Genomic DNA, 11,842 nt, shown 5'->3' on the forward strand with positions numbered 1-11,842 from the left:
CGCCATTGAAACCACCGCTCACCTGCCCCATCTAACCTGCATACTTCACTATGCAGGTGCCCCATGAGCGACCAGCAAGAATTCCCCGATATCGACCTCAACGACTACGCCGACCCCGAAAACGCCCAAGCTCCGTCGTCCAACACTGGCCTCGCCCTGCCTGGGCAGAACCTGCCGGACAAGGTCTATATCATCCCGATCCACAACCGGCCGTTCTTCCCGGCGCAAGTATTGCCGGTGATCGTCAATGAAGAGCCCTGGGCCGAGACCCTGGAGCTGGTAAGCAAATCCGACCATCACTCCCTGGCCCTGTTCTTCATGGACACGCCACCTGAAGACCCACGGCATTTCGATACCTCCGCCCTGCCGCTGTACGGCACCCTGGTGAAGGTCCATCACGCCAGCCGCGAAAACGGCAAGCTGCAATTCGTCGCCCAGGGCCTGACCCGTGTGCGGATCAAGACCTGGCTCAAGCACCATCGCCCACCGTACCTGGTGGAAGTCGAATACCCGCACCAGCCCAGCGAGCCGACCGACGAGGTCAAGGCCTACGGCATGGCGCTGATCAATGCGATCAAGGAACTGCTGCCGCTCAACCCGCTGTACAGCGAAGAGCTGAAGAACTACCTCAACCGCTTCAGCCCCAACGACCCATCGCCCCTGACCGACTTCGCCGCCGCGCTGACCTCGGCCACGGGTAACGAGTTGCAGGAAGTGCTGGACTGCGTGCCCATGCTCAAGCGCATGGAGAAAGTGTTGCCGATGCTGCGCAAAGAGGTTGAAGTCGCGCGCCTGCAAAAGGAGATCTCCGCCGAAGTTAACCGCAAGATCGGCGAGCACCAGCGCGAGTTCTTCCTCAAGGAACAGCTCAAGGTGATCCAGCAGGAGCTGGGGCTGACCAAGGACGATCGCAGCGCCGACGTCGAGCAGTTCGAGCAACGCCTGGAAGGCAAGGTGCTGCCGGCCCAGGCGCAGAAACGCATCGATGAAGAACTGAACAAACTGTCGATCCTGGAAACCGGCTCGCCGGAATACGCGGTCACGCGCAATTACCTGGACTGGGCCACCTCGGTGCCGTGGGGTGTGTATGGCGAGGACAAACTCGACCTCAAGCACGCACGCAAGGTCCTGGACAAACACCACGCCGGCCTGGATGACATCAAGAGCCGCATCCTCGAATTCCTCGCCGTCGGCGCCTATAAAGGCGAAGTCGCCGGTTCCATCGTACTGCTGGTGGGCCCGCCGGGCGTGGGCAAGACCAGCGTCGGCAAATCCATTGCCGAGTCCCTGGGCCGGCCGTTCTACCGCTTCAGCGTCGGCGGCATGCGCGACGAGGCCGAGATCAAGGGCCATCGCCGCACCTACATCGGCGCCCTGCCGGGCAAGCTGGTGCAGGCGCTTAAAGATGTGGAGGTGATGAACCCGGTGATCATGCTCGACGAGATCGACAAGATGGGCCAGAGCTTCCAGGGCGACCCGGCCTCGGCGCTGCTGGAAACCCTCGACCCGGAGCAGAACGTCGAGTTCCTCGATCACTACCTGGACCTGCGCCTGGACCTGTCCAAAGTGCTGTTCGTGTGTACCGCCAACACCCTGGACTCAATCCCCGGCCCCCTGCTGGACCGGATGGAAGTGATTCGCCTGTCGGGCTATATCACTGAAGAGAAAGTCGCCATCGCCAAGCGTCACCTGTGGCCCAAACAGTTGGAAAAGGCCGGTGTGACCAAGAACAGCCTGGGCATCACCGACAGCGCCCTGCGCGCCCTGATTGATGGCTACGCCCGCGAAGCCGGGGTGCGCCAGTTGGAGAAACAGCTGGGCAAGCTGGTGCGCAAAGCCGTGGTCAAGCTGCTGGACGAGCCGGACTCGGTGATCAAGATCGGCAACAAGGACCTGGAAGGTTCCCTGGGCATGCCGGTGTTTCGCAACGAGCAAGTGCTGTCGGGCACCGGCGTCATCACCGGCCTGGCCTGGACCAGCATGGGCGGCGCGACCTTGCCGATCGAAGCGACGCGCATCCACACGCTCAATCGCGGCTTCAAACTCACCGGGCAGTTGGGCGAAGTGATGAAGGAATCCGCCGAAATCGCCTACAGCTACATCAGCTCCAACCTGAAGTCGTTTGGCGGTGATCCGAAGTTCTTCGATGAAGCCTTCGTCCACCTGCACGTACCGGAAGGCGCCACGCCCAAGGACGGCCCGAGTGCCGGGGTGACCATGGCCAGTGCCCTGCTGTCGCTGGCACGCAACCAGCCGCCGAAAAAAGGCGTGGCCATGACCGGTGAACTGACCCTGACCGGGCATGTGCTACCGATTGGCGGCGTGCGTGAGAAAGTGATTGCGGCACGGCGCCAGAAGATTCATGAACTGATCCTGCCGGAGCCTAATCGCGGGAGCTTTGAAGAGTTGCCGGACTACCTCAAAGAGGGCATGACGGTGCACTTTGCCAAGCGCTTTGCGGATGTGGCGAAGGTGTTGTTCTGATAGATCTGTAGCGCCTGCACTGGCCTCATCGCGGGCAAGCCCGCTCCTACAGGGTACGCATTCCAACTGTAGGAGCGGGCTTGCCCGCGATAGGGCCAGCACGGCCAACATAAATCCCCTGCTGTAACACCTTGTCTCATCTTCGGTTATGCTCGCTCTTCGTCGTCAATCAACGGAGCTTTCATGACCGCTGCCCGCCTGCTTCTTCCGTTAAGCCTCGCCCTGCTCGCGGCTTGCGCCAGTGCACCGAAGCAAAACGTCACCGTGGAAAAACAGAGCGCCTGCCCGCTGGTGCTCAAGACCGGGCAAAACCTGATCCTGACCTTGCCCAGCAACCCCACCACCGGCTACCGCTGGGCGATCCAGGATTCGGCTGGCGGCGTGCTGCGCAGCCTGAGTCCCGAGGTCTACAGCAATCCCGAGGATGCCGGCGTGGTCGGGGCCGCCGGGCAATCGACCTGGCGTTTCCAGGCGTTTACCGCCGGTAGCGGCCGCCTACGCCTGACCTCCCAACAACCCTGGGCCCCGGAAGTGAATCCGGTGGACACCTTTGACTGCGCCATTACGGTGAACTGATATGCCATGGATGATTCTTGCGTTGATGGGTGCGGGTACCTTTATCTACGGCCTGAGCACGCACGCCACCTTGCTTTGCCTGTTGGTCAAGCCGCTGCCGGTACTGGCGATGTTGGGCTGGCTGCATGATGCGCCACCCAGCGACTATCGACGCTGGATCAGCCTCGGGTTGATTTTTTCCCTGGTGGGCGATGTGTTGCTGGCCTGGCCCGGCGACCTGTTTATCTTTGGCCTCGGTGCGTTTCTGTTTGCGCACCTGGCGTACCTCAAGGCCTATTTCAGCGACTGCCGCCGTGCAGCGCTGCCGGCCTTGATACTGGCGCTGGTGGTGGGCGCGATCTTGCTGAGCATCCTGATTTCCCATGGCCTGGGCGACTTGTTGATTCCGGTGGTGGTGTATGCGCTGGTGATCAGCGCCATGCTCTGGCGTGCGTTGGCCCGGCTGGGCAGCGATGTGCCCAAGCGCTCGGCACAACTGGCGGCCATTGGCGCGGCGTTGTTTGTGTTTTCCGACACGCTGATCGGGATCAACCGCTTTGTGGTGACCTTTGATGCTGCGCCGTATTTGCTGATCATTACCTACTGGCTGGGGCAATGGGGGATCACCGCGTCGGCGTTCCATCAGACAACCCGCGCATCCAAGGAGCAAGTTGGCTAAAATGCCGGCCTTTTCCCCTTGTCGCCGGAACAGCCGTGAGCAAAGAACCCGATCGCCTATTCGCCCAGCCCTTGCCCCAGGTGCCGGACTTCGCCTTTAACGAGGACGTGGTGCGGGTATTCCCGGACATGATCAAGCGTTCGGTGCCCGGCTACCCGACCATTGTCGAGAACCTCGGTGTGCTCGCCGCGCAGTTTGCCCAGCCCAATAGCGTGCTGTATGACCTGGGCTCGTCCCTCGGCGCGGTGACCCAGGCCCTGCGCCGCCACGTGCGCACCGACGGTTGCCGGGTGATCGCTGTGGATAACTCGGCGGCGATGGTCGAGCGCTGCCGCGAATACCTCAACGGCCAGGACTCGATGTTCCAGGAGCTGTTGCCGGTGGAGGTGATCGACGGCGATATCCTCGCCCTGCAGTTCCAGCCGGCCTCAGTGGTGGCGCTGAATTTCACCCTGCAATTTATCGCCCCTGAAGAGCGCCTGGCATTGCTTGGGCGGATTCGCCAGGCGCTGCTGCCAGGTGGCGCGCTGATTCTCTCGGAAAAACTGCGCTTCAATGATCCCCAAGAGCATGCGCTGCTCACCGACCTGCATGTGGCGTTCAAGCGCGCCAACGGCTACAGCGAGCTGGAAATCGCCCAGAAGCGCAGCGCCATCGAAAACGTCATGAAGCCCGACAGCCTCGAAGAACACCGCGAGCGCCTGCTGGCGGCCGGGTTCTCGAAAGTCGTGCCGTGGTTCCAGTGTCTTAACTTTGCCTCGTTGATTGCCTTGCCATGATTGATCTGTCTCCCCTCGCCCGCCATCTGGTCGGCACTCCCCTGGCCGTTTGGGCCCAAGGCGTGCAAGCGCAACTCGATGCAAAAATGGAAAAGGGCCATGGCGACCTCGCGCGCTGGCAAAGTGCGCTGGACGCATTGCCCAAGATCCTGCCCAGCGAAATCGACCTGCTGAACGGCCTGACCCTCGACACCGATTGCGATGACGCAACCCGCACGCAGATGCATGCCGCGCTGATGGGCCTGAGCCCGTGGCGCAAGGGGCCGTTCAACCTGTTCGGGGTGCATGTGGACACCGAATGGCGCTCGGACTGGAAATGGTCGCGGGTCGCGCCGCACCTGAACCTCAAAGGCAAGCGCATCCTCGATGTCGGCTGTGGCAACGGCTATTACATGTGGCGCATGCTCGGCGCCGGTGCCGACAGCGTGATTGGCGTCGATCCCAATTGGCTGTTTTTCTGCCAGTTCCAGGCGGTACAGCGCTACTTGTCGGCCCCCAACGCCTGGCACCTGCCCTTCCCGTTCGAAGACCTGCCGCCGAACATGGAAGGTTTCGACACCGTGTTCTCCATGGGCGTGTTCTACCACCGCCGCTCGCCGATCGAGCACTTGCTGGCACTCAAGGATTGCCTGGTCAAGGGTGGCGAACTGGTACTGGAAACCTTGGTGATCGAGGGTGACCAGCAGCAGGTGTTGGTGCCGGAAGACCGCTATGCGCAGATGCGCAACGTGTGGTTTCTGCCATCCGTGCCGGCACTGATGTTGTGGCTACGCCGTGCGGGTTTCAGCGATGTACGTTGCGTGGATGTCAGCGTGACCACGGTCGAGGAACAACGCGGGACGGAGTGGATGAAGTATCAGTCGCTGAGTGATTTCCTCGACCCTGAGGATCACAGCAAGACGATTGAAGGGCTGCCGGCGCCGATGCGGGCGGTGATCATCGCCAAGAAATAACCCATCCCTGTAGGAGCCGGCAAGCCGGCTCCTACATTGATTGGGTTTTTACATGAGGTCAGGGTTTAGCCCGGCGCGCCTTGAAGAACTCACTCAACACCGCCCCACACTCCTCGGCCAGCACCCCGCCTTCATACAACACCCGATGATTCAAAAAGCCCTGGGTAAAGAACTGCCCCTGGCTTTGCACAATCCCGGCCTTGGGCTCCAGTGCGCCGTACACCACCCGGGCGATGCGCGAATGCACGATCAGCCCGGCGCACATGCTGCACGGTTCCAGGGTCACATACAGCGTACTGCCCGGCAGGCGGTAGTTGCTGATGGCCTGGGCGGCGGCGCGGATGGCGACCATTTCGGCGTGGGCGCTCGGGTCGCTGCCGCTGATCGGGCAATTGAAGCCGCGGCCGATGATTTCACCGTCCTGCACCAACACCGCGCCCACCGGCACTTCACCGAGGGCCGCGCCTTGGGCCGCGAGGGCCAGGGCCTCGCGCATGAAGTCCTGGTCGCGGCTGCGGTCGATAATCGCCGTCGGGCGAATCTGGCGCATCACGCCACCTCGATGGCGGCCATCAGGCCGGTTTCCATATGGTCGATCACATGGCAGTGGAACATCCACACCCCAGGGTTATCCGCCACCAACGCCACGCGGGCGCGTTCGTTCTTGCCCAGCAAGTAAGTGTCGGTGAAATACGGCGTGACCTTGTGGCGGTTCGAAGCGATCACCTTGAAGCTCATGCCATGCAGGTGGATCGGGTGCTGGTACTGGGTCATGTTTTTCAATTCAAAAATATAGCTCTTGCCCAGTTCCAGCTTGGCAATCGGGCGGTCGGCGCAGGTCTTGTCGGTGATGTCCCAGGCCTGGCCGTTGATCTGCCACAGGCTTGGCGGTTTGCCGTTCTCGACGTTGACCGAGACCGAGCCCACCCATTCGAAATTGAAGTTGAGCTTTTCGGCATTGGCCAGGTCCGGCTCGGCAATCGGGTTGGCCGGCAAGGCGGGCGGCCACTCACCGGGCGCATCCGTATTGGCCACCGAGCGGAAGGTACCCAGGCGCACCGGGCCATTGCGGATCGACAGTTCTTCGCCAGCCGGCGGAGCCTTGATCGCCAGGCAAATGCGCATGCCCGGGCCCAGCCAATAGTCCTTGCCCAGCGGCCGTGGCTCGATAGGGTTGCCATCCAGCGCATAGATCTGCGCTTCAACATTGGGGATATTCAGGCGATAGGTCAGCGTGTTGTCGAGGTTGAGCAGGCGCACACGGGTGATTTGCCCGGCCGGCAGGTCGATGACCGCCTGCGGTACACCGTTGATGGTCGACAGCCGTCCAGCCGTACCGCCACGGGCTGCTTCGCGGGGGATGCTGAATTCGACAAACTCACCCTGCTCGTCGATGTGCCAGTTTTTCAGGCTCAGGGTGCGCTCATGCTTGAAGCCGGTGGGCTCGCGCTCTTCGACAATCAACGGGCCGACCAGGCCGCGGCCCAGTTCTTCGCTGCTGCTCACATGGGGGTGATACCAGTAGCTGCCGGCATCCGGCACGCGGAATTGGTAGTCGAAATACTCGCCGGGCAACACCGGTAATTGCGAAACGTACGGCACGCCGTCCATTTCCAGGGGCAGGCGGATGCCGTGCCAGTGGATGGTGGTGGCAACCGGCAGGTGGTTTATAAAACGCACCCGCAGCCACTCCCCCTGGCGCACACGCAACTCGGTACCCGGTGCCGATGGGCCGAATGCCCAGGCCTGGGTTGTGTGCCCTGGCACCAGTTCCACATCCAGGGGCGCGGCGATCAGCTCGTAATCGCGCCCGGCGCTGGCGTCCGCGACTTTCCCCAGCCAGTAGCGATAGGCGCCACCGGCACCGACGCCCACCACTGCCAGGCCGGCGAGGCCACCAAGGATTTGTCGACGGGAAAAGGATCGGGACACAACAACCTCACGTATCTGCGCGGGCGCAAGGCCCGCAAAGGGCAAATACGATACACCCCCGCCGGCTAAACAGTAAGGCTTCGCATTGCCGCATGAAACCCGTAGGAGCGAGCTTGCTCGCGAAAAACCTGAGAACAGCGCGGGGAACCAGACTCCCCGCGTCATCGTTGACGACCTTCGCGAGCAAGCTCGCTCCTACAGGTTGATCGACGGTCAGTGCTTGGCGGCGGCCAGGATCAGCGCTTTCATCTCGGCAACCGCACCTTTGAAACCGACGAACAGCGCATGGGCGACCAGCGCGTGGCCGATGTTCAGTTCGTTGATGCCCTTGATCGCCGCCACGGCTTCGACGTTGTGGTAGTGCAGGCCATGGCCGGCGTTGACGATCAGGCCCTCGCGCAAGCCGCAGGCCACACCGTCGATGATGCGTTGCAGTTCGTCGGCGACCTCGGTCGGGGTGGTGGCATCGGCGTAGCGGCCGGTATGCAACTCGATGGCCGGCGCTCCCACACGGCGCGAGGCTTCGATCTGCCGCTCATCGGCGTCGATAAACAGCGAAACTTCACTGCCAATCTGCGACAGGCGCTCGACCGCCGCCTTGATCCGCGCTTCCTGGCCGGCCACGTCCAGGCCGCCTTCGGTGGTCAGTTCCTGACGGGTTTCCGGGACCAGGCAGATATGCGCCGGGCGGATGCGCTCGGCGAAGGCCATCATTTCTTCGGTGATGCCCATTTCGAAGTTCATGCGGGTTTGCAGCACGTCCTTGAGCACCAGCACATCGCGCTCCTGGATGTGCCGGCGGTCTTCGCGCAGGTGCACGGTGATCCCGTCGGCGCCTGCTTCTTCGGCGTCCAGTGCGGCCTTGACCGGATCAGGGTAACGGGTGCCCCGGGCCTGGCGCAGGGTAGCAACGTGGTCGATGTTGACGCCAAGAAGAATGCGATTGCTGGTGGTCACGGAAGCGCTCCTGAAAAGGGAAAGAATCGGCGCACAGCATACACGGGGATGTCAGGGCTTTCGAAACAACTCGCGACTGACCAACGGCCGACCGCCCAAATGCACGGCCAGGGCCTGGCGCATCAGGCGCTTGGCAGCCGACAGGGCACCGGGGGCACTCCAGTCGGCCTCGGCCATGGCCAATAACTCGGTGCCCTGGAACAGACCGGGTTGCAGCAGGTAGACGCGCTCCAGGCCGGCGTCCACTTGCAGGCGGTACATGCCATCGGCCGCGATGGGCTCGCCGTGCAAGTCGTTGTTGAGTTCAAAGCCGTAGCCCAGGTCGTCGAGCAGGCGCCATTCGAAGGCGCGCAGCAGCGGCTCCAGTGGGCGGCCTTCGGCCAGGGCCAACAAGGTGGCGGCGTAGTGATCGAAGACCGCAGGGTGCGGGTCTTCGGCGGGCAGCAGGCGGATCAGCAGCTCGTTGAGGTAGAGCCCGCTGAACAGCGCCTCGCCATTGAGCCAGGCCGAGGTGCCGATGCTTTCCAGGCGCCCGACGTTTTTCAACTCACCCTTGCCGCGAAACTCCACGTCCAGCGCCACGAATGGCCGCGCCAGCGTCCCCGCCTTGCCCCGCGCGCTGCGCAACACCGCGCGCAGGCGGCCTTGAGGCGTGAGGAAATCCACCAGGGCGCTGGTCTCGCGGTAGGCGCGGCTGTGCAGGACGTAGGCGGGTTGGCTGGGGGGTGGGGATTGGGACATTGGGTTCTCGCTGACGGAACACGGTCTTGAAAACTACGACGATCCAATGTGGGAGCGGGCTTGCTCGCGAATGCGGTGGGTCAGCCAAAGCATCCGGTGACTGATCCACTGCATTCGCGAGCAAGCCCGCTCCCACATTTTGTCCTGCGGCGTTACTGGAGACTGATTACAGGTCGCCGTAGCCCAGGGAGCGCAGCGCACGCTCGTCATCGGACCAGCCACCCTTAACCTTCACCCACAGGTTAAGCATGATCTTGGAATCGAACAGCAACTCCATGTCCTTGCGCGCTTCGGTGCCGATGCGCTTGATGCGTTCGCCCTTGTCGCCAATGATGATTTTCTTCTGGCCGTCACGTTCGACGAGGATCAGCGCATGGATATGCAGAGTCTTGCCCTGCTGCTTGAACTCTTCGATTTCGACGGTGATCTGGTACGGCAACTCGGCGCCCATCTGGCGCATGATTTTCTCGCGTACCAGCTCGGCGGCGAGGAAACGGCTGCTGCGGTCGGTGATCTGGTCTTCCGGGAAGAAGTGCTCGTTCTCCGGCAGGTAGCCTGCGATCACGCGCTCCAGGGCTTCGAGGTTGTGCCCGTGCTGGGCCGAGATCGGCATGATCTGGGCATTCGGCAGTTGTTCCTGCAACCAGCTCAGGTGCGGCATCAGTTCGGCTTTGTCTTCGATGCGGTCGGTCTTGTTCAACGCGACGATCAACGGCCCGGTGACGTACTGCACACGCTCCAGCACCATCTGGTCTTCATCGGTCCACTTGGTGCGGTCGACCACGAAGATCACCACGTCGACGTCTTTCAACGCGGCCGAAGCGGTCTTGTTCATGTAGCGGTTCAGCGCTTTCTCGCCGCCTTTGTGCATGCCCGGGGTGTCGACGTAGACCGCTTGCACGTTGCCTTCGGTCTTGATGCCCAGCATGTTGTGGCGGGTGGTCTGCGGCTTGCGCGAGGTGATCGCCAGCTTCTGCCCCAGGATATGGTTCAGCAGCGTGGACTTGCCCACGTTGGGACGGCCGACGATGGCAACATAGCCACAGCGTGTTGCGGTTGAATCAGTCATGGCCATTCTCCACGCCCAGGGCAATCAGTGCTGCAGCGGCCGCTACCTGTTCGGCAATACGACGGCTCACACCCTGACCTCGGCTTTTTTCGTTCAATAAGGTGACTTCGCATTCGACGAAGAACACACGGCAGTGCGGTTCACCCTGGATATCCACCACTTCGTAGCGTGGCAGTTCGCAGCCGCGCGACTGCAAAAATTCCTGCAGGCGGGTCTTGGGATCCTTGTTGGTATCCACCAGGGTCAGGCTGTCGATTTCCGACGCCAGCCAGGCCATGACCCGCTCCTTGGCCACTTCCATCCCGGCATCCAGGTAGATCGCACCGATCAGGGCTTCCAGGGCATCGGCCAGGATCGACTCGCGACGGAAACCGCCGCTCTTCAACTCACCGGAACCCAGGCGCAGGTATTCGCCCAGGTCAAAACCACGGGCCAGTACGGCCAGGGTCTCGCCCTTCACCAGGCGCGCGCGCAGGCGCGACAGCTGGCCTTCACGGGCCAGGGGGAAGCGGTTGAACAGGGCTTCGCCAGCGGCGAAGTTAAGGATGGCATCACCGAGGAATTCCAGGCGTTCATTGTTGCGCCCGGCAAAACTGCGGTGTGTGAGGGCAAGGACCATCAATTCCTGGTCCTTGAAGGTGTAGCCGAGCTGACGCTCAAGACGACTCAAAGAAACGCTCACGGTTTACCTACTTTCAGTACGTGGCGGCAAAGGCCATCGACGATTAACGCTGTGTTCAAATTCAAATCCTGGCAATGCTGCGTATTGCTCGAAGCCGGACCAATGTCCAAGCCCCAGAAAAGCATTCGGCGCTGTGTTCACAGCGCCGCATGGATTACTTGATCAGCCCCACCCGCGAGAAGTTCGGCAGGTGGCTGAGTTTGGGTTCCGGCCAGCTCATCCAGACCGCGAAGGCCTTGCCGACGATGTTCTGGTCGGGAACCATGCCCAGCAGCTCCTTGGGAATGCTTGGATCATCCCAGTAGCGGCTGTCATTGGAGTTGTCGCGGTTGTCGCCCATCATGAAGTAATGCCCGGCAGGCACTGTCCACTGGTTGTCGGGCGGCGAACGGTAGCGGCTCATTTCCTTGCGGATCTGGTGCTCTACCGCCCCGAGTTTTTCCTCGTACAGCTCGGCGCTGCCCAGGGTGTTCGGCTCGGAGCCGATGAGTTTCTCGGCCACCGACTCGCCATTGACGAACAGGCGCTTGTCGCTGGTGTAGCGAATCACGTCACCCGGCAGGCCAACCACACGCTTGATGTAGTTGACGTTCGGGTCGCTTGGGTAGCGAAACACCATCACATCGCCGCGCTGCGGATCACCCACCTCGATGATTTTCTTGTCGATCACCGGCAAGCGGATCCCGTACGAAAACTTGTTCACCAGGATGAAGTCGCCGACATCCAGGGTTGGCTTCATCGACCCCGAAGGGATCTGGAACGGCTCCACCAGAAACGAGCGCAGCACCAGCACGATGAACAACACCGGGAAGAACGACTTGCCGTATTCAACCAGCAAGGGCTCTTTGTTGAGCTTCTCGATCACCACGCCATCGGGCTGGCTGACGCTGCCCTGATAGGACGCGATGGCCGCCCGACGACGCGGGGCGAAGAACAGCAGATCGAGCAGCGCCAAGAGACCACAGACGGCAACGGCGATGACCAGCAACAGCGGGAAATTTAGTGACATAG

General features: G+C 61.9%; 12 protein-coding genes and 1 pseudogene. 5 read left to right on the top strand and 8 right to left on the bottom strand.

Features of this window, described 5'->3' with window-relative positions; all coding sequences use genetic code 11:
* Positions 1–63: 63 nt before the first annotated feature.
* The 5 genes from lon to cmoB all read left to right on the top strand — a co-directional run bounded on the left by lon (position 64) and on the right by cmoB (position 5,450).
* Positions 64–2,484 carry an endopeptidase La gene (lon, locus tag BFQ03_RS23890; RefSeq protein ID WP_065944168.1) on the top strand — a complete coding sequence of 807 codons (2,421 nt, stop codon included), beginning with the start codon at positions 64–66 and terminating at the stop codon, positions 2,482–2,484.
* A gap of 183 nt (positions 2,485–2,667) precedes the next feature.
* Complete coding sequence (locus BFQ03_RS23895; RefSeq protein WP_032859958.1) at positions 2,668–3,060, top strand: protease inhibitor I42 family protein; 393 nt, start codon at positions 2,668–2,670, stop codon at positions 3,058–3,060.
* Between the two features lies 1 nt (position 3,061).
* Complete coding sequence (locus BFQ03_RS23900; RefSeq protein WP_032859959.1) at positions 3,062–3,718, top strand: lysoplasmalogenase; 657 nt, start codon at positions 3,062–3,064, stop codon at positions 3,716–3,718.
* 35 nt (positions 3,719–3,753) lie between these two features.
* Positions 3,754–4,497 carry a carboxy-S-adenosyl-L-methionine synthase CmoA gene (cmoA, locus tag BFQ03_RS23905; protein ID WP_029297461.1) on the top strand — a complete coding sequence of 248 codons (744 nt, stop codon included), beginning with the start codon at positions 3,754–3,756 and terminating at the stop codon, positions 4,495–4,497.
* Positions 4,494–5,450 (top strand): tRNA 5-methoxyuridine(34)/uridine 5-oxyacetic acid(34) synthase CmoB, encoded by a 957-nt coding sequence (cmoB, locus tag BFQ03_RS23910; protein ID WP_032859960.1) that lies wholly within the window; start codon positions 4,494–4,496, stop codon positions 5,448–5,450. The genes cmoA and cmoB overlap by 4 nt, the downstream gene beginning before the upstream one ends.
* Positions 5,451–5,508: 58 nt before the next feature.
* Here the strand turns inward: cmoB and tadA are convergent, their stop codons facing one another.
* From tadA to lepB, 8 genes and pseudogenes are all read right to left on the bottom strand, one after another.
* Positions 5,509–6,000: a tRNA adenosine(34) deaminase TadA gene (gene tadA, locus BFQ03_RS23915; protein WP_032859961.1), complete on the bottom strand. Its 492-nt coding sequence runs from the start codon at positions 5,998–6,000 to the stop codon at positions 5,509–5,511.
* Positions 6,000–7,382, bottom strand: coding sequence for a multicopper oxidase family protein (locus BFQ03_RS23920; RefSeq protein ID WP_065944169.1), 1,383 nt, complete (start codon positions 7,380–7,382; stop codon positions 6,000–6,002). The genes tadA and BFQ03_RS23920 overlap by 1 nt, the downstream gene beginning before the upstream one ends.
* Positions 7,383–7,476: 94 nt before the next feature.
* Positions 7,477–7,599, bottom strand: a pseudogene (locus BFQ03_RS30860) (outer membrane lipoprotein carrier protein LolA); the annotation flags it as partial.
* Complete coding sequence (pdxJ, locus tag BFQ03_RS23925) at positions 7,596–8,339, bottom strand: pyridoxine 5'-phosphate synthase (RefSeq protein ID WP_032859963.1); 744 nt, start codon at positions 8,337–8,339, stop codon at positions 7,596–7,598. The gene pdxJ and the pseudogene BFQ03_RS30860, both read right to left, overlap by 4 nt.
* Before the next feature lie 51 nt (positions 8,340–8,390).
* Complete coding sequence (gene recO / locus BFQ03_RS23930; protein WP_032859964.1) at positions 8,391–9,080, bottom strand: DNA repair protein RecO; 690 nt, start codon at positions 9,078–9,080, stop codon at positions 8,391–8,393.
* A gap of 166 nt (positions 9,081–9,246) precedes the next feature.
* On the bottom strand, positions 9,247–10,149 hold the full coding sequence (era, locus tag BFQ03_RS23935; RefSeq protein ID WP_029297473.1) for a GTPase Era: 903 nt from the start codon (positions 10,147–10,149) through the stop codon (positions 9,247–9,249).
* On the bottom strand, positions 10,142–10,831 hold the full coding sequence (rnc, locus tag BFQ03_RS23940) for a ribonuclease III (protein WP_029297476.1): 690 nt from the start codon (positions 10,829–10,831) through the stop codon (positions 10,142–10,144). The genes era and rnc overlap by 8 nt, the downstream gene beginning before the upstream one ends.
* A gap of 154 nt (positions 10,832–10,985) precedes the next feature.
* On the bottom strand, positions 10,986–11,840 hold the full coding sequence (gene lepB, locus BFQ03_RS23945; RefSeq protein WP_032859965.1) for a signal peptidase I: 855 nt from the start codon (positions 11,838–11,840) through the stop codon (positions 10,986–10,988).
* Positions 11,841–11,842 lie beyond the last annotated feature (2 nt).

It is taken from the genome of Pseudomonas sp. 25 R 14, assembly GCF_900004755.1.
GTDB lineage: Bacteria > Pseudomonadota > Gammaproteobacteria > Pseudomonadales > Pseudomonadaceae > Aquipseudomonas > Aquipseudomonas brenneri.